This is a genomic window from Hydrogenophaga sp., assembly GCF_050182545.1.
GTDB lineage: Bacteria > Pseudomonadota > Gammaproteobacteria > Burkholderiales > Burkholderiaceae_C > Hydrogenophaga.
In genome coordinates, this window is the sequence record NZ_JBFXCD010000006.1 from 51,418 (window position 1) to 69,602 (window position 18,185).

Genomic DNA, 18,185 nt, shown 5'->3' on the forward strand with positions numbered 1-18,185 from the left:
ACGGTGCTTGCATCCGTGGTCCGCCATGGCGGCGCCCTGGCCGGCCATGCGTTCAACCCCTTTCTGGAGATCCGCGATGACACACACCGCCCGCCCGTCCCGCCGCCGCCTGCTCGCTGCCACCGCCGCCGTCGCCTGTGCGTTCTGGACCCTGCCCGCCACCGCGGCCGAGCCGATCAAGATCGGCCTGATCACCGCGCTCTCGGGCCAGTCGGCGCTGGCCGGTGAAGCCATCACGCGCGGCATGAGCGTGGCCATCGACGAAATCAACGCCAAGGGCGGCCTGCTGGGTGGCCGCAAGGTCGAGCTGGTGCGCCGCGACGACGAGGCCAACCCCGCCAAGGGCGTGCTGGCCGCGCGCGAGCTGATCTACAAGGAGAAGGTGGCCGTGGTCTTTGGCGGCCTGGACACGCCTGTGTCCATGGCCATCGTGCCGCTGATGAACCAGGAGAAGGTGCCGTTCATGGGCCCGTGGGCCGCCGGCACGCCGATCACCAAGAACGGCGCCAACCCCAACTTCGCGTTCCGCGTCTCGGCGGTGGATGAGATCGTCGACGCGGGCATGCTCGACTACGCGATCAAGCACTTCAAGGCCGCCAAGCCCGGCATGATCCTGATCAACAACCCCTGGGGCGAGTCCAACGAAAAGGGCCTGCAGGCCGCGCTGGCGGCCAAGGGCATGAAGGCCGCCGGGGTGGAGAAGTTCGAGGGCAACGACGTCGACGTGGTGCCCCAGCTCACGCGCCTGAAGGCCGCCGGCGCCGACACGCTGTTCATGGTCGGCAACGTCGGCCCCTCGGCGCAGGTGGTCAAGTCGCTGGACCGCATGGGCTGGCAGGTGCCCATCGTCTCGCACTGGGGCCCCGCGGGTGGCCGCTTCACCGAGCTGGCCGGCCCCAACGGCAAGAACGTGCATTTCGTGCAGACCTACAGCTTCTTCGGCAAGCAGGGGCCGGTGGGCGAGAAGGTGATTGCCGCGCTCAAGGCGAAGTACCCCGGCATCAAGGGCCCGGACGACATCACGCCCGCCGTGGGCGTGGCCAATGCCTACGACGGCATGATGCTGACCGCGCTGGCGATCACCGCCGCCGGCTCCACCGACGGCGACGCGATCCGCCAGGGCTTCTACAAGATCCCGCGCTACGAAGGCCTGATCAAGACCTACGAAATGCCGTTCAAGCCCGGCGTGCACGACGCGGTGCAGAGCAGCGACTACGTGTGGGCGCAGTTCATCGACAACCGAATCCTGCCGGTGAAGCACTGATCGGCGCCGCATGTTGTTGCTCTCCGCATTGATCAGCGGGCTGGGTCTGGGAAGCATGTACGGGCTCATGGCCCTGGGCTTCTACGTGACCTATGCCGTCTCGGGCACGGTCAACTTTGCCCAGGGCAGCTCGATGATGCTGGGGGCCGTGCTCACCTACACCTTCGCGCAGACCCTGGGCTGGCCCCTGTGGCCGGCCATCGGGCTCGCGCTGGTGCTGTGCGCGCTGTACGGCCTGGTGGTCGAGTTCGTGGCGGTGCGCCCGTTCGCGCGCCGCGGCTCGGACGCCTGGCTCATGGCCACCGTGGCGCTGGGCATCGTGCTGGACAACCTGGTGCTGTTCACCTTTGGCAAGGAGCCGCGCAGCCTGCCCTCGCCGCTGGCGCAGACGCCGATCAGCCTGGGCGATGTGGGCCTGGGCCTGTACCCGTTGCAGCTGCTCATTCCGGTGGTGGGGCTGGCGCTGGCGGCACTGCTGCACACGCTCTCGCGCCGCACGCGCTGGGGCACGGGCATGCTCGCCGTGGTGCAGAACCCGTCGGCCGCGCGGCTCATGGGCATTCCGATCCAGCGCGCGATCGCGCTGGCGTTCGCGCTTTCGGCGCTGTTCGCCGGCATTGCGGGCGTGCTGATCGCGCCGCTGTTCAACGTGCAGTCCGACATGGGCACGCTGTTCGGTCTCAAGGCCTTCGCGGTCGCCATCCTGGGCGGCATCACCAGCGCCTGGGGCGTGATGATCGCCGGCCTGCTGTTCGGTGTGATTGAAGCGCTGGTGACCAGCACGCTGGGATCGGGCTACACGCAAATCATCACCTTCGGCCTGGTGATCGTCGCGCTCGCGGCGCGGCCCAACGGCCTGTTCGGCCGCGCGCAGGTGAAGAAGGTATGAACCCGCCCGCTTCGAAGCCCTGGCTGGGCCTGGGCACGCCGGCGCAGCTCGCCACGCTGGCCCTGCTGTTTGGCGCTGGCGCCGTGCTCGCGCTCACCGTCAACCCCTACTACGCCTTCGTGCTCGCCAACGTGGCGCTGCTGGCCATCGTCGGCATCGGGCTGAACCTGCTCATGGGTTTGAGCGGGCAGGTCTCGTTCGGCCATGTCGGCTTCTACGCCATCGGTGCGTACACCGTGGCCATCCTCACCAGCCAGGCGGGCTTGAGTTTCTGGCTCGCCTGGCCGATCGCCGTGGCGCTCGCCGGCGCCATGGGCGCGCTGCTGGCCTTGCCGGCGCTGCGCGTGAAGGGGCCGTACCTGGCGATGATCACCATCGCCTTCGGCTTCATCGTGGAACACGCGATCGTGGAGATGCGCGACCTCACCGGCGGACAGAACGGCATCATGGGCATTGCCTCGCCCGGGCTCGGTGCGCTGGCACAGGGCGAACGCGCGGTGGCCCTGCTGGCGCTGCTCGGCGCGCTGGTGCTGCTGGCGGGCTATGCCTGGCTCTCGCGCGGCACCTGGGGCGCGGCCTTGCGCGCGGTGCGCGACAGCGAGACCGCGGCCGAATCCATCGGCCTGAACCCGCTGGCCATCAAGGTGGTGGCGTTCGCGCTCTCCGCAGCCTGCGCGGGCCTGGCCGGCGGCCTGTTCGCGCCGCTCTCGGGCTTTGTCACGCCGCACACCTTCGGCTTCGTGCAGTCCATCCTGTTCGTGCTGGTGGTGATGCTCGGCGGCGCGGGCTCGGTGGCCGGCCCGCTGGTGGGCGCGCTCATCGTGGGCCTGCTGCCCGAGCTGCTCTCCAGCCTGGAGGAATACCGCCTGCTGTTCTTCGGTGGCCTGCTGCTGCTGGTGCTGTGGGCCGCGCCCGATGGCGTGGCCGGGCTCGCGCAGCGCGTGCTGCAGCGCCTGCGCGGGCACACCGCGGCGGCGCTGCCGGCCGCGACCGTGCCCGATGGCTTTGCCCTGCCGGCGCGCACGCGCCAGGCCCTTGGCGCCGACGGCCTGACCATGCAGTTCGGCGGTGTGCGCGCCGTGAGCGACCTGAGCCTGCAGGCGTGCAGCGGCGCCGTCACCAGCCTGATTGGACCCAACGGGGCGGGCAAGTCGACCGCGCTCAACGTGCTCAGCGGCTACTACCAGCCCACGGCGGGCGGCTTCACGCTGGGCGGCGAAGCGCTCACCGGCCGCGCCGCGATGCGGCTGGCGCGCCGGGGCATTGCGCGCAGCTACCAGACCTCGCAGTTGTTCGGTGGCCTGAGCGTTCAGGACAACGTGGCGCTGGCGCTCTACCGCGGCCGGCTGGGCCCGCTGTTCGGCGCGGCGCGGCTGTGCGCTCCGTCGGCCCGGGGCCGGGCGCGCGCGCTGCTGGCCTGGTGCGGCTACGCGGGATTGCCCGAGGCGCGCGCGGCCGACCTGCCGCACGTGGACCGCCGCCTGGTGGAGATCGCGCGCGCGCTCGCGCTCGACCCCGAGGTGCTGCTGCTGGACGAGCCGGCCGCCGGCCTCTCGCGCGAGGACAAGGCCGCGCTCGCGGCGCTTTTGCGCCGCATCGCCGACGCCGGCATCGGCGTGCTGCTGGTCGAGCACGACATGGCGCTGGTGATGGGCATCTCCGATCACGTGGTGGTGCTCGATGCCGGCCAGTGGCTGGCCGCGGGAACACCGGCCGAGGTGCAGGCGAACGCCGCCGTGCAGCAGGCCTACCTGGGCGCGGCGGTGGAAACCAGTGCCGCGCCCGCGCCGCGCGCCGCGCCCGGCCCCGAAATGCTGGGCGTGGGCGCGCTGGTGGCGGGCTACGGCGCCGAGCCGGTGCTGCACGGCATCGCGCTGCAGGTGCGGCGGGGTGAGGCGGTGGCGTTGCTGGGGGCGAACGGCGCGGGCAAGTCCACGCTGATGCGCGCGCTCAGCGGCCTGCACCGCCCCGTGCACGGGGGCGGCATCCACCTGGACGGCGTGGAACTCACGCAGGCCGGAACGGAGGCCATCGTGGCGCGCGGCATGGTACTGGTGCCCGAGGGGCGCCAGGTGTTCCCCGAACTCAGCGTGCTCGACAACATCCGCCTGGGGGCCTTCCTGCAGCCCGAGGGCCGCGAGGCGCGCGTGGAGGAGATGCTGCAGCGATTCCCGCGCCTGCGTGAGCGACTGCACCAGCGCGCGGGCCTGCTCTCGGGCGGCGAGCAGCAGATGCTGGCGATCGCGCGCGCGCTCATGTCGCGCCCGCGCATCCTGCTGCTCGACGAACCCTCGCTGGGCCTTGCCCCGCAGGTGATTGCCGAGCTCTTCGCCTCACTCGACCGCCTGCGCCAGGAGGGCATGACGCTGCTGCTGGTGGACCAGATGGCGGGCCTGGCCCTGGCGCTGGCCGACCGCGCCTACGTGATGGAGAGCGGGCGCATCGTGGCCCAGGGCAGCTCGTCGCAGATCGCCGCCGACCCGGCCCTGGCCCGCGCATACCTCGGCGCACACTGAGCGCGGCGCGGGTGGGCCATGCACTTCATGGTGCCGGCGGTGCCTTGGCGCCGGTCAGCGCGGCCAGCGCCCCCAGCCCGATGAAGGCGCCGCCCGTGAGCCAGCGCCCGGCGCGCCGCCAGTGCCCCGCGCGCCGCAGCAGCGGTGCCACGCGGCCCGCCGCCAGCGCGTAGGCGGTGTCGCTCGCCGCCGCGATCAGCACGAACACCGCGCCCAGCGCCACACTCTGCGCCGCGTGCGAGCTGTGCGGCGTCATGAACTGCGGCAGGAAGGCCGCAAAGAACAAGGCGGTCTTGGGGTTGAGCAGGGCGACCAGACAACCGTCGCGAAAGATGCGCCCCAGGCTGTGTGCGGGCGTTGCCGCCGGGTCCGCCACGACATCGGGCGCGCGCAGGGCCTGGACGCCCAGGTACACGAGGTAGGCCGCGCCGGCGTACTTGACCACACTGAACGCCAGCGACGACACCGCAAACAGCGCAGCCAGCCCAATCGCTGCGCCCACCGCGTTGCCGAAGTTGCCCAGCGCCACGCCGGCCACCGACGCCAGGCCATGGCGCCGGCCCTGCAGCAGGCTGCGCGCGAGGATGTAGAACACGCCCGGCCCCGGTGTCACGGCCAGCACCAGGCTGGCGAGCAGAAAGGCGCTGAACAGGGGCCAGGGTGGGAGGAGGTCGTGCATCGGTGCGCTTCTCGGGCTGGCTGCACTGTACCGCGCGCAGGCCCGCGCTGCACTCGCAAACTGGCCACATTCGTTTGTACAAATACAACTTAAATCTCGTATGCGCAATAATGATTTCAGTCTGGGCAAACCCCACAGCGCTCGCGAAGGAGACCACGCCGATGAATGACGTTCACAACGAAACCCGCACGCGACTGCTGGCCGAGAACTGGCGCATGCGCGAACTGCCCGGCTTCATGGGCCTGGCCGGTCCCTTGTGGACGCGGCGCGAGGACGCCGGCTGGGTGTACGGCCTGCTGTGCGAAGCGCGTCACCTGAATCCGGCGGCGCGCGCGCACGGCGGAGCCCTCATGACCTTGCTGGACCACGCCATCAGCACCGTGGCCTGGGAGGCCAGCGACCGCGCGGCCTGCGTGACGCTGCAGATGGACACGCAGTTCCAGGGCGCGGTGCGCGAAGGGCAGTTCGCCCAGGCGCGCGCGCAGGTCACGCACCGCACCGGCAGCCTGATCTTCCTGCGTGGCGAGGTCCATGCCGATGAACAGCCGGTGCTGCTGGCGCAGGCCATCCTCAAGGTGTTTCCAGGGGCGCGCTGAATCGCGGATCCGGCTGATCGGCTCTTTTTTTGCCTGTTTGAAAGTTGTATATAGACAAACTAATGTGCCTATTGACAAAAAGTGGCAAGACGCCGAAACTGCATCCAACCCATCCGGAGAGCGAGACACATGAAACGACTGACCGACTACACGAGCTACGCCGATGCGCAGGCGCACTTCTCGTCCGAGCGTCTGTGGGAGCTGTTTGACGGCAACCGCGAGCACTTCAACATCGCGCACGAATGCGTCGACCGCCATGCGGACAGTGGCCGTGACGCGGTCATCGTGGCCCACGCCGACGGCAGCGACGAGGTGCTGGGTTTTGCGCAACTGGCGGCGGACTCCTCGCGCTTCGCGCACTTCCTGGAGCAGCGCGGCGTGCAGGCGGGCGAGCGCGTGGCGATCATGCTGGAGCCCTCCAGCGCCTTCTACACGGCCATGTTCGGCGTGATCAAGCGCGGCGCGATCGCGGTGCCGATGTTCACGCTGTTCGGACCCGACGGCATCCGCCTGCGTGTCAACGACTGCCGCCCACGCCTGCTGATCACCAACGAGCAGAAGGCCGACATGGCGCGCGGCATCGACGGCACCGACACCGTGGTGTACGACGCGGACTTCGCCGACAGCCTCCAGGCGCTGCCCACCACCTACGCGGTGAAGACCCGCGCCGACGACCTTGCGGTGTTCCAGTACACCTCGGGCACGACGCGCGAACTGCCCGAGGCGGTGAAGCACACGCACCGCGCGTTGGTCACGCTGATGGTGGCCGCGCTCTATGGCACCGGCCTGCGTCCGGGCGACCGCTTTTTCTGCCCGTCCTCGCCGGCCTGGGGCCATGGCCTGTGGCACGGCACGCTGGCGCCACTCGCACTGGGGCTCACCATCGGCGCCTACAGCGGTCGTTTCAAGCCCGAGCGCCTGCTGCAGGCCCTGAGCGCGCACCGCTTCACCAACATGTCCGCGGCGGCAACGCACTACCGCATGATGAAGAACTGCGGCCAGGCAAGCCAGCACCGCTTCTGTTTTGAGAAGCTGTCCTTCACCGGCGAGCCGATCGACGACGAGACCTCGCGCTTCATCTCGGAGACCTTCGGGCTGGAGGTCTGCAGCATGTACGGCACGACAGAGATCGGGGTCGTTCTGGTGAGTTACCCCGGCGCGCCGGACTTTGCGGTCAAGCGAGGCTCGCTCGGCAAGCCGGTGCCCGGCACGCGCATCGAGGTGCACGACGCGCAGGGCCGCGCCTGCGCACCGGGCGAGACGGGCCAGCTCATGGTCCAGCGCCGTGGCGAATGGATTCCCACCAAGGACCTGGGGCGCATGGACGCCGACGGCTACTTCCACCACGGCGGCCGTGCCGACGACGTGATCATCTCCGCGGGCTGGACCATGAGCGCGGTCGAAATCGAGAACGTGATGCTCATGCACCCCGACGTGCTCGAAGCCGCCGCCATCGGCGTACCCGACGAACTGCGTGGCCAGGTCGTCAAGGCCTTCGTGGTCAGCGAACGCGAGGCCAGCGAGGTCTTTGTCGACGAAGTCCAGACGCTGGTGCGCACCAAGCTCAGCCAGCACGAGTACCCGCGCCACGTGGCCTTCGTGCCAGAACTGCCCAAGACGCCCGCCGGCAAGGTGCACCGAAAGGTGCTGCGGGAACGCGAGGTGGCCGCCGCCGCACTCGCCCTCCACTGAGCCTCACTTCCCCCTGTTTGTCCGTTTCATCACCCACTGGAGACACATCCATGTCCGACATGTCCGATCTGCCGCAGCGCAGCTTTCCCAAGATCACCGAGAGCGGCCTCGACGACCTGCGCCAGCGCCTGGGCGTCAAGATCACCCAGATGGCCGAGCCCTGGTGCTTCGAGGCCACGCGCGACAACATCCGCCACTACGCGCACGGCATCGGTGACGACAACCCGCTGTGGTGCGACCCCGAGTACGCGGCCAAGTCGCACCACGGCGGCATCGTCGCGCTGCCCAGCTTCCTGTTCTCCACCAGCCGCATCGTCTCGGGCTACGTCGGCGGCCTGCCGGGCGTGCATGCCATGTGGTCGGGCTCGGACTGGACCTGGCACAAGGCGGTGCGCCGCAACGACGAGATCCACACCGAGGCGCACCTCAAGGACCTGGTCGAGCACCAGACCCGCTTTGCCGGCCGCGCCATACAGCAGATCTACCACGTCGACTTCTTCAACCAGCAGGGCGACAAGGTGGCCGAGGCCGACAGCTGGTGCTTCCGCACCGAGCGCGACCACGCCCGCGAACAGGGCACCAAGTACAAGGAAGTGCGTTCGCGCGCGCCGCGCCGCTACACCGACGAAGAGCTGGGCGAGGCCTACAAGCTCTACCGCAACGAGGAAGTGCGCGGCGCCACGCCACGCTACTGGGAGGACGTGAAGGAAGGCGAGGAGTTGCCCACCATGTTCAAGGGGCCGATGACCGTGACCGGCTTCATCGCCTACGCCCAGGGCTGGGGTGGCCTCTACATCAAGGCCAACAAGATGGCCTGGAAACTGATCGACGCGCACCCGGGTGTGGGCATCAAGAACCGTTTCGGCATTCCGGACGTGCCCGAGCGCGTGCACTGGGAAGAGGACTTCGCGCTGGAAGTGGGCGCACCCGGCGCCTACGACTACGGCCCGGAACGCACCTCGTGGCTCACGCACCACCTGACCAACTGGATGGGTGACGCCGGCTTCCTGCACAAGGCGAGCTGCAAGATCCGCCGCCACAACCCCGAGGGCGACATGCTTTTCATCAAGGGCAAGGTCAAGCGCAAGTTCGTGGAAGACGGCAAGCACCTGGTCGAGATCGAGCAGGAAGCGCGCAACCAGGACGGCGAACTCTCGGTGGTGGGCAGCGGCGTGGTGGTCCTGCCGTCACGCGGAAAGTAAGCCCATGATGTCGCCCACAGAAGGCGGCGCGCTGCAGGGCCTGAAGGTCGTGGACCTCACGCGGGTCCTGGCCGGGCCGCTGTGCACGCAGATCCTCGCGGACCACGGCGCCGACGTGATCAAGGTCGAGCCGCCCGCCGGGGACGAGACGCGCCGGCTGGGCCCGCCGTTCGACAGCGCCGGCAGCGCGGCCTACTTCGCCGCCCTCAACCGGGGCAAGCGCTCCATCAGCCTGGACCTGTCGAAGCCGCAGGCGCAGGAGGTGCTGCACCGACTGCTGGGCGACGCGGACGTGCTGGTGGAGAACTTCCTGCCCGGCACCATGGAGCGCTGGGGCCTGGGCTTCGAGCAGACCCTGGCAGAGCGTTACCCGCGCCTGATCTACTGCAGCGTCACCGGTTTTGGTCGCGACGGCCCGCTCGGCGGCCTGCCGGGCTACGACGCGGTGCTGCAGGCCCTGTGCGGTCTGATGAGTGTCAATGGCGACCCGGCCAGCGGTGCCACACGCATCGGCATTCCGGTGGTGGACCACCTTACCGGTTACGTGGCCCTGTCAGGCATCCTGATGGCGGTGCACGCCCGCACGCGCACCGGCCAGGGCCAGCGCGTGGAAGCGGCGCTGTTCGACACCGCACTGAGCCTGTTGCTGCCCCAGGCCTCCAACTGGTTCGCGTCGGGCGACGCGCCCGGGCTGCTGGGCAGCGCGCACCCGAACATCGCGCCCTACGAAAAATTCCGGACCAGCGATGGCGAGATCTTTCTCGGCATCGTCAACGACGTGCAGTTCCGCCGCTTTTGTGGCCTGGTCGGGCTCGAAGAACTCGTGGCGGACGAACGCTTCGCCTCGAACGCAGCGCGGGTGAGCCACCGCGCCGTGCTCAAGCCGCTGATCGAAGCGGCCACGGTGATGCAGGCCAGCGCGGCGTTGTGCGAGTCGCTCATGCGCGCAGGCGTACCGGCCGGCGTGGTGTCCTCGTTGCCGCAGGCGCTGACACACCCGCACGCAGCGCACCGCCAGATCCTGGTGCGGCGCGGCGACTACACCGGCGTGCGCTCGCCGATGTGCCTGTCCGGCACGCCCGGCCAACCCGGCCACGCCCCCCCCGCATTTGCCCAGGACGCCAGCGCCATACTGGCCGACCTGGGTTTTTCCCGCGAGGAGGCGCAGCACTTGAGTCGCACAGGTGCCGTGCCCGACCCCCACTGTCAGTCATAAATCAACCCAGGAGACAAAACCATGAAGCTGCTATCCGCCCTTTTCGGCCTGGCCTGTGCCCTGCTGGCCGTCCCGTTCGCACACGCACAGAGCGCCTACCCGAACAAGCCCATCCGCATCATCGTGGCCTACTCGGCCGGCCAGGGCACGGACATTGCCACGCGCTACCTGGCCGAACAGATATCGAAAGACATCGGTCAGCCCATCGTGATCGACAACCGCCCGGGCGCGGGCGGCAATCTGGGCACCGACCTGGCCGCGCAGGCCGAGGCCGATGGCTACACGCTGACCGTGGGGACCAACGCCACCCACGCGCTCAACCAGTTCCTCTATTCCAAGATGCCGTTCGACGCGGCCAAGGCCTTCGAGCCGATCGTGCTTGTGGGGACCTTCCCGATGGTGGTGGCGGTCAACACGGGCTCCGCGCTGACATCGATCAACGACCTCCTGGCCCTGTCGCGCAAGAACTCGCGTGAAGCCGACGTGGCGCTGCCCAGCACCACGGCCCGCCTGGTGCTGGAACTGCTGAAGGACCGCAGTGGCGCGCCGCTGTTCGGCGTGCCCTACAAGGGTTCGGGCAATGCCATGACCGACGTGCTCGGTGGCCAGGTGCCGGTGATCGTGGACACCCCCACGGCGCTGAAGACCCAGCTGGCCGCCGGCAAGGTGCGCGCGCTGGCGGTGACGTCCAGCCAGCCCAGCGGCCTGGCGCCTGGCGTCAAGACGGTGGCCGAACAAGGTGTGGCGGGCTTCGAGGTGGTGGCCTGGAACGCGCTCTATGCGCCCAAGGGCACGCCCCCCGCCGTGATCGCGTTCTGGAATGCCGCGATGAACAAGGCGCTGGCCCGCCCGGAAACCCGCCAGCGCCTGCTGGAGCTGGGCTTCGACCCCGCCGGTGGCACGCCCGCCCAGCTGAGCGACTTTGCGAAAGCCGAGCGCCAGAAGTGGCAGCCCATCATCAAGGCCGCCGCCATCTCGCTGGATTGAAGGGCGTCTGACCCGCGCCGCCATGCAGGGGTGTGGCGGCGGGCCACTCAGCCCCGGGCCTGCATCACGTCCGTGATGGCCCGGGCTTCCTCCTGCATCAGGGCCGCGATCTGCGCGGTCGTCGGCACGTTCAGGTGGCTGGACAGGCCCGCAGCGACCAGCGTGTTTGTCAGCCGGCCCGCCGTGTCGAAGATCGGCACCGCCACCACGGTCAGGCCGCTGATGAAATGGTCGCGGTCCACGGCCCAGCCGCGCGCACGCGCCTGTTCGACTTCCTTCTTCCACGCATCAAAGCTCGGCGCCTTGTCCCATTCGATGGCGTTGAAGCGCTTGCGCAGTTCCGTCCAGTTCTCGCCACTGTGGGCCGCGATCAGGCGGCCCGTGGCGCTGACGAGGTGGTTGAACTGGCTGCCCACGTCGGTGTGCAGGCGAAACGGCTGGTTGGACTTGGACAGCGCCAGCACCACCACGCCCTGGCGGGCGGTGATCTCCACACCCATCGCTGTCACGCCGTGCGAAGAGGCCAGCCGATCCAGTGCGGGCTGCACCAGTTGGGCGAAACCGCTGCCGGCCAGCACGCTGCGCGCCAGGCTGATCATGCCACCCGAGAGCGTGTAGCGCTTGGTTGCCGGGTCGACGCGCACCAGGTCTTCACTGACCAGCACACGCAGGATGTGCAGGCAGGTGCTGGGCACAAGCTCCAGTGTGTCGGCGATCGCCTTCACGCCCAGGCCTTGCTTGGCGTCGCCGAGCAGGCGCAGGATGGCAATGGAACGGGTGACGGCCGGCACCTGCCGCACGCGCACGGCGGCCTTGGCTTTGGGTAGGGCGGCGGGCTTCTGGGTCGGCATGAGGCGGGTCCGTTTCGGTCCCGCATGATAGTGCAGCGCTCTGATGGAAACGGCGTGTTCAGCGCGTGCGCCACAGCGCCACAACCATCACCAGCGCGGCAGCGAGCAGCACGCCGGCCTGCGCACTCCCCATGACGGTCAGCGTGGCCGCGCTCACCAGGCACGTGGCCAGTGCCCCCGCGCGCACGGCCCACAGCAGCGCACGCGCGCCGCGCGCATGCGCATCGGCGCAGAGCAGCGCACCCAGTGTGGCGATCACAGTCGGGTCGGGCGCGAGGCCGATCACCTCGGCCTGCGTCCAGGGCCGGCCGAACATCCACGCCAGCGCCGGGTGGGCGAGCGCGGCCCACAGCAGCAGCGCCGCGCCGCTGCGTCGCCGTGTGGCACTACCGCTGGGCCGAAGCGCGCCGCTGGCCGCGAGCGCAAGCAGCCCGAGCGCCTGCGCCGCGAATGCCCAGGCCAGGTGCGCCGCGGCCCAGTTGATCGGCGCGTAGCGCTGCCAGAGAAACGACCAGGCCACGAAGGCCCAGGCGATGGCCAGGCCGGCCATGCCCAGGCGCAGCGTGCGCGGCCCGCCGCGCCACAGGCCCACGGCCAGGCACAGCGCGAGCAGCCCCAGTGGCACCTGCCACGGCCACCACGCCGCGTTCTGCAACTCGAACAACCGCCAATACGTGCGCGGCGCGAACATCAGGAAATCAACCGGCCGGTACGTCCACCATTCGCTCATGGACAGCTCTCAACGCATTCGCGCGGCCTAGGTTGCAGCGCGCCTGCCCAGTTTGCCCAGGACCTTCGACGCGAGTTGACCGAAGTAGGCGGGTGAGAGCGCGACCCGGATCTGCTGGTAGCGAGTCGCAACCGGCCAGCCGACGGGCGCCCCACCGCGCCGTGCCGAGTACGTCAAGGCCCGCAGGTACTCGATATCCTGCAAGGCGGAAGCCGCTGGATACAGCGGCAAGGCGCCTTGCCGGGCAACTTGAATCATGGCCGCGACATGGGTGGCGACGGCGATCTGCTCGTCGCTCAACGCATGGCGGTCAAACGGATTGCGCCATTCCACTTCACCGAACCCGGGGGTGTCCACGGAAATGCCACGGAGCACCGTGCCGCCTTCACCTTCAACGGTATCGCGCCGGAATTCGCTTCGATGCGTTTCGCCCGTGTGACGGTTGACGACGAGAAGCTGATGGTCGACCAGGCTCCCGCACGCCCCATGGACCAGCAGGCGACCCTGTGGGCGCGTCGGCAGCACGGAATAACCGGACGAATAGTTGTGCACGAGCAGTGCGCCATCGGCATGTTTCACGGTTCCGAGCAACCAGCGCTCCGGCCATGCCAAAGCAGGCACCGGGGGAGGGACGCCTTCCACCACACCGGTTGCACCGAAGTCGTATTCGACGGCGGTGGCCGAAACGGGTTGCTTCGGCCCGCCCAGGTAGGCGCGCAGTTGTGCAATGCCGTGGTAGTCGAACGTCGCAAACTCATTGATGGCAGACGTGATCGTTCCCAGAATGCCGAGGCTGATCAGCTTCAACTTGAGAGCTTCTTCCGGAAGGTTCGGGAACTGCTCAGCCACGCCGACCTGTACGCCCCGTTTGGCAGCGAAGGCCACTATGCCGCGCGCTGTGCGTTCATCCCATGCGATGGGGGTTTCCGCCAGGACGGGAAGACCGCGCGCGATCACGTCGTACAGCACGCCGGCATTCGCCGCGCCGTTGACCGCGACGACGAGGAAGGCAGGTTGGCCACGCTGCAGGAGTTCGTCGAGCGACGCGTGGTAGGGCCAGCCCGTTGATGTGCCAAACGCCGCCCCCTTTTCCCGATCGCGAGAGAAGAAGCCGACCACCTCGATTCGATCATCCAGGGCTTTCAGCACGGGGCCGTAAATGCGCCTCACCCGGTCGCCGGCGCCCACAATGCCGACCTTGATCCGTTCGCCGCCAGAGGTGGTCGTGGGTTGATCGGGTGTGGACATGTCCGCAGGTCCTTTCGGGGTGGGCACCGCAAGCAGTTTCTTGCGCAGATGGTCTGCCAGGCGAAATCCCAGTGCCGCAATGAGCAATGTCGGGTTGCCTGTGCCGCCGGTTGAAAACACCGAGCTCCCCGCAATGTAAAGCCCGCGCGTCCCGTGCACCGCGCAGTTGGCATCGACGACCCCGTTCTCTGGACTCGCGCTCATGCGGGTCGTTCCCATGGGGTGGGCCATGTCGTGAAGGTTCGAGCGCCAGTCGGCTTCGGGATCGCGCAGCCAGGGTGCGATGAGCGGCATCTCCAGTTGCAGCCTCCGGCATTCCGCCTCGATCAGGCGCGCGCACGCCGCATACGTCTGGCGTTCGACATCGTGGATTCGCCAGTCAATGCGCGCTCGTCGCTGTCCAAAGTCGTCCACCTGGTCGCTCAGCGTCACGCGGCTTTGCGCGTCGGGCCACTGTTCCACGTTGCAGCCTATGTCGACCTGGCTCGTCAACGTGAAAGCCGGGCGCTTTGCAACGTAGCGGTCGTATGCACCTTCCAGCAACCGCACCGGATGGCGACCCAGGTTGCCGAGGGCGCCAGCGTCGGCGCGCCCCGAATCCCCGCTGCGAAATGCGCGCAAGACCGAGCCCAGCGAGGAAACGGGCGCGGGCGCACGCACGTGCTCGAACAGGTACACCGTGCCCCGGGTGAGCCGCTCTTCGCGCTGGCGTTGCGCGCTCAGACTGGCGCCCGTGACGTACACGTGGCGTTGCCCGTGCCGGTCGAACCACAGCTGCCGAAATCTCGAACGCAGGCGCCGGGCTTCACCGGGCACGGTGCCGATCGCCGCGTAGTGATGGTCCATGAGGTAGCGGCCCACCTGATCGTGCGCGTTTCCGACCCCGTTGGGTGCGTGCTCGTCGGACAGCAGCAGCAGTCTGGCGTTGTCGATGCCCCCACAAGCGAGCACAACGGCCCGCGCCTTCACCCGAGTGAGCTCGCCTGCTTTGCGCTGTACCGTCACGCCGGTGACCGTGCTCCCGTCGGGCTCGGTGTTCACGCTTCTGACATGCGCGTGCAGCCAGACCCGGATATTGGCTGCCTCGGCAAGTGTTCGGCGGGAGGCTTGCGCCACGTCGATGGCCGCAGGCGCGCCGCTGTGCATCAACGCATCCAGATTTTCGAAGCCGTCGTCATCGGCACCCGGCACCTGGCGCCGCACGCTGTCGCCTGGCAGGCTGGCCTGGAAGTACTGCCACTCGAAGCTGGCCGGATCCCAGGCGGGTTGTGGTGCGCGCTTGTTCAGCATGCGCCACAGTCGATCATCGTAGACCCCCGGACCTGTGCCAAGCAGTGCGCCGGCACGATCGAGGTACGGTGCCACATCTGCGGCGTCGATGGGCCAGCCGCTGTTCGGTACCCAGGCGCGCGGTTGGTAGTCTGTCGGCGCAAAAGGGACGCAACGCCCACTCCAGAGCACCGAGGTCCCGCCGAAGATGCGCCTGCGGACGGACATGTGGCCCGCGCGACGGGCACCGACGGACTCAAACGCGGAGAGTGCTTCGGCCCAGGCTTCATGGTGTTCCCCGCCCGTTTCGAGCACGATGACATCGAGCCTCGTGTTCGCAAGCGAAGTTGCCACGGCGAGGCCGGCCGGGCCCGTCCCGACGATACAGACGTCGCAAGACACCTCGCTGGCAACGGCCAGGCTGTCGAAGTCCTCAATCATTGTTCCGCCCCGTTCTCCAGTTGCACCTGCCGTCCATGGACGTGTTCACTTTCGGACGCGCTGAAGATGGCGGCCGCGCATGCTGCTTTCAAAGTGTACTGGCCTGTGGATGCTGGGTCGGCGCGGATGCCGCGGTTTCTCGTCCGACGCATCACCGGGAGCACCGGTCACCGCGCACCGATAGGCCCGGCCCTACAACGCCGCCACGTCGCGCGCCATGCGCGCGCGCAGTGCGACGTCCGGCAGCAGGCCACGCGCCGCACCCATGTTCTGCCGCAGGTGCGCCACCTGGCTGGTGGCGGGAATGGCGCAGGTCACCGCCGGGTGCGAGACGATGAACTTCAGCGCCACCTGCGCCCAGTGCTGGCAGCCGATGTCGGCCGCCCAGCCGGGCAGCTTGTGGCGCGCCAGCTGGTCGAGCAGCGCGCCTTCGCGGAACGGCCGGTTCGCCAGCACGGCGATGCCGCGCTCCTGCGCCAGCGGCAGCAGGCGCTGCTCGGCCTCGCGGTCCAGCAGGTTGTGGGTGAGCTGCACGAAGTCAATGCGCTGCGTGCGCATGATGCGTTCCAGCTCGGCGTGGCGCCGGCCATCGGAGGTGGTGATGCCCACGTAGCGCAGCTGGCCGCGCGCCTTCATCTCGAACAGGCGCGGCAGGTGTTCCTGCCAGCCGAGCAGGTTGTGCACCTGCATCAGGTCGAAGCGCGGCACGCCCCAGAACCTGCGCGAGGCCTCCATCTGCGGGCCACCGCGCGCCGCGTCGCCAGTCCACACCTTCTCGGCCGAGAACAGCGCGGCCGGGTGGCCCAGCTTCGCCAGCGCATGGCCGATGACGGGCTGCGACGAACCGTACATGGGTGAGCTGTCGATCACCCGGCCACCCGCGTCGAAGAAGGCGCGCACCACCTCGGCACAGGCGTCGCGCGCGACCGGGTCGTTGCCCACGTTGAAGGTGATCCAGCTGCCCAGGCCAACCACGGGCAGCGCTTCGCCGCTGGACGGAATGCGGCGCGTGATCAAGGCCTGACTTGCGGCTTGTTGCCCCAGCGCCGGCCACGCCGCCGCCGCCAGCGCCGTGCCGACGAGCCACTGACGGCGGTTGCTGCTGCTGTGCATCGCTGCGTTTGCCAGGGTGTTCATGCCGCCCTCACGGTGGGTGCCCTTCGTGAAAGAAGGTGGGACGCGGGGTGGGGGGTGAAGTTCCGGCCGGCGGCGATGCGACACGCCAGTGCGATGAGGGGCCAGCCCTGGGAGCAGGTCCACCTCCGGGATCAAGCCGGCACGTAGCTCAACCGGACCACATCCCCACTCATCCGGTCGTGCGCCACCAGGCGCAGCGGCGGCCGGGGGCCGGCGAAGTAGGGTGTGCCGTGGCCGAGCACGACGGGGTGCAGGTAGATGCGGTACTCATCGATCAGGCCGAGCGCGGTGAGGCTGTTCGCCAGGTCCGGGCCGGCCACTTCGATCTCGCCGTCGTGTTCGGCTTTCAGTCGGCGGATGGCGCCCTCCAGATCGGCGTCCAGCAGCGTGGCGTTGGGTCCGACCGATTTCAAGGTGCGCGAGACCACCCATTTCCGCTGTCGCCGCCACGCGGCGGCGAAGGCCTGTTCGTCTTCGCCCCACCCAGGTTGCTCGTCGTCCCAGTAGCGCATGATTTCGTACATCCGGCGACCGTAGACGCTGCCGGTCTGGCCTTCTGCCTCCTTGATGAAGTGGCGGAACAGCAAGGCGTCGGGCACGAACGCCATGTGGTCGACGTAGCCGTCCAGGGACTGGTTCATGCCGAAGACGATCTTGGCCATGACATGCCTTTCGTTGTGAGGGGTTACGTCAGCAGCGGCGACCTCAGGATGATCTGCACGGTGGCGAAGAAGTGTTCCTCCAGCGCCTGGAGTGCGGCGGCCTCGTCGCGCTTGAGCACTGCGTCCACCAGGCGCTTGTGCTCGGCCTTCACGTCGCGGTCGTGGTCGGTGTCCAGCGGCACCGAGAGCAGGCGGTAGCGCTCGCTCTGCACGTACAGCAGTTCGCGCATGCGCAGCAGCCAGGCGCTGGGGCAGGCGCTCACCAGCGCTTCGTGGAACGCGGCGTGGGCCTGGTTCCAGGCCGGGGCCTTGCGCGCTTCTTCGTCCGAGGGGATGTCCTGCAGCCGCTCCATGCGGTGCGCGGCCGCGACGATGCGGATTTCCCACTCCACGTCGCCGTGCGCCATGGCCTGGCGCAGGCAGAGCGACTCGATCTCCACCCGCGTGCGCGTGAGGTCCAGCAGTTCTTCCTTGCTGACCGGCGCCACGCGGTAGCCGCGGTGGGCCTCGGCGATCACCATGCCTTCGGCGCCCAGGCGCGAGAGGGCTTCGCGGATGGCGCCCAAGCTGACTTCGAAGCGCTGTTCCAGCGCCTTGATGTTGAGCTTGGCCCCCGGCAGCAGGCGGCCTTCCAGGATCTCCGCGCGGATCAGCTGGAAGACGGCGTCGGCCTGGGTGGTCTTGGCGGCGGCGGTCATGGCTGCGCGATTGTATGAGGGAATGTACCAATGAGAAAAGAATAGATTATTTATTCAAAGATACATCATTGATGCTAGAGTCCATCCCCACGCAACACCGTCACACAC

The 18,185-nt window shown here is 68.7% G+C and carries 15 protein-coding genes; 8 read left to right on the forward strand and 7 right to left on the reverse strand.

The window, feature by feature from the left end; translation table 11 throughout:
* Nucleotides 1-76 precede the first annotated feature (76 nt).
* The 3 genes from AB7P10_RS08375 to AB7P10_RS08385 are packed head-to-tail and all read left to right on the forward strand — an operon-like array spanning nt 77 to nt 4,669.
* Nucleotides 77-1,264, forward strand: a complete 1,188-nt coding sequence (locus AB7P10_RS08375; RefSeq protein ID WP_428293389.1) for an ABC transporter substrate-binding protein — start codon at nt 77-79, stop codon at nt 1,262-1,264.
* Nucleotides 1,265-1,274: 10 nt separating this feature from the next.
* A complete protein-coding gene (locus AB7P10_RS08380; RefSeq protein ID WP_428293390.1) occupies nt 1,275-2,153 on the forward strand; it encodes a branched-chain amino acid ABC transporter permease in 879 nt (292 codons plus the stop codon).
* Nucleotides 2,150-4,669: an ATP-binding cassette domain-containing protein gene (locus AB7P10_RS08385; RefSeq protein WP_428293391.1), complete on the forward strand. Its 2,520-nt coding sequence runs from the start codon at nt 2,150-2,152 to the stop codon at nt 4,667-4,669. The genes AB7P10_RS08380 and AB7P10_RS08385 overlap by 4 nt, the downstream gene beginning before the upstream one ends.
* A gap of 25 nt (nt 4,670-4,694) precedes the next feature.
* On the opposite strand, the gene AB7P10_RS08390 is transcribed toward AB7P10_RS08385, so the two are convergent.
* Nucleotides 4,695-5,348 (reverse strand): LysE family translocator, encoded by a 654-nt coding sequence (locus tag AB7P10_RS08390; protein ID WP_428293392.1) that lies wholly within the window; start codon nt 5,346-5,348, stop codon nt 4,695-4,697.
* A gap of 161 nt (nt 5,349-5,509) precedes the next feature.
* Between AB7P10_RS08390 and AB7P10_RS08395 the strand changes: the two genes are divergently transcribed.
* From AB7P10_RS08395 to AB7P10_RS08415, 5 genes are all read left to right on the forward strand, one after another.
* Nucleotides 5,510-5,944, forward strand: coding sequence for a PaaI family thioesterase (locus AB7P10_RS08395; protein WP_428293393.1), 435 nt, complete (start codon nt 5,510-5,512; stop codon nt 5,942-5,944).
* Between the two features lie 129 nt (nt 5,945-6,073).
* Nucleotides 6,074-7,636 (forward strand): acyl-CoA synthetase, encoded by a 1,563-nt coding sequence (locus AB7P10_RS08400; protein ID WP_428293394.1) that lies wholly within the window; start codon nt 6,074-6,076, stop codon nt 7,634-7,636.
* A gap of 59 nt (nt 7,637-7,695) precedes the next feature.
* Entirely contained in the window at nt 7,696-8,838 is a 1,143-nt protein-coding gene (locus AB7P10_RS08405; RefSeq protein WP_428293560.1) for an FAS1-like dehydratase domain-containing protein, read from the forward strand.
* Between the two features lie 4 nt (nt 8,839-8,842).
* Nucleotides 8,843-10,054 (forward strand): CaiB/BaiF CoA transferase family protein, encoded by a 1,212-nt coding sequence (locus AB7P10_RS08410; RefSeq protein ID WP_428293395.1) that lies wholly within the window; start codon nt 8,843-8,845, stop codon nt 10,052-10,054.
* Nucleotides 10,055-10,075: 21 nt separating this feature from the next.
* On the forward strand, nt 10,076-11,041 hold the full coding sequence (locus AB7P10_RS08415; protein ID WP_428293396.1) for a Bug family tripartite tricarboxylate transporter substrate binding protein: 966 nt from the start codon (nt 10,076-10,078) through the stop codon (nt 11,039-11,041).
* Nucleotides 11,042-11,088: 47 nt separating this feature from the next.
* On the opposite strand, the gene AB7P10_RS08420 is transcribed toward AB7P10_RS08415, so the two are convergent.
* The 6 genes from AB7P10_RS08420 to AB7P10_RS08445 all read right to left on the reverse strand — a co-directional run bounded on the left by AB7P10_RS08420 (nt 11,089) and on the right by AB7P10_RS08445 (nt 18,077).
* Nucleotides 11,089-11,892, reverse strand: coding sequence for an IclR family transcriptional regulator (locus AB7P10_RS08420; RefSeq protein WP_428293397.1), 804 nt, complete (start codon nt 11,890-11,892; stop codon nt 11,089-11,091).
* A gap of 58 nt (nt 11,893-11,950) precedes the next feature.
* The gene (locus AB7P10_RS08425) at nt 11,951-12,622 is read right to left on the reverse strand and encodes a DUF6064 family protein (RefSeq protein WP_428293398.1); all 672 of its coding nucleotides are present in this window, start codon (nt 12,620-12,622) and stop codon (nt 11,951-11,953) included.
* Nucleotides 12,623-12,649: 27 nt separating this feature from the next.
* Entirely contained in the window at nt 12,650-15,580 is a 2,931-nt protein-coding gene (locus tag AB7P10_RS08430) for a GMC oxidoreductase (protein WP_428293399.1), read from the reverse strand.
* Nucleotides 15,581-15,772: 192 nt separating this feature from the next.
* On the reverse strand, nt 15,773-16,693 hold the full coding sequence (locus tag AB7P10_RS08435) for an aldo/keto reductase (RefSeq protein WP_428293561.1): 921 nt from the start codon (nt 16,691-16,693) through the stop codon (nt 15,773-15,775).
* Between the two features lie 155 nt (nt 16,694-16,848).
* A complete protein-coding gene (locus AB7P10_RS08440) occupies nt 16,849-17,379 on the reverse strand; it encodes a dihydrofolate reductase family protein (RefSeq protein WP_428293400.1) in 531 nt (176 codons plus the stop codon).
* Nucleotides 17,380-17,402: 23 nt separating this feature from the next.
* Nucleotides 17,403-18,077 carry a GntR family transcriptional regulator gene (locus AB7P10_RS08445; RefSeq protein ID WP_428293401.1) on the reverse strand — a complete coding sequence of 225 codons (675 nt, stop codon included), beginning with the start codon at nt 18,075-18,077 and terminating at the stop codon, nt 17,403-17,405.
* Nucleotides 18,078-18,185: the final 108 nt, after the last annotated feature.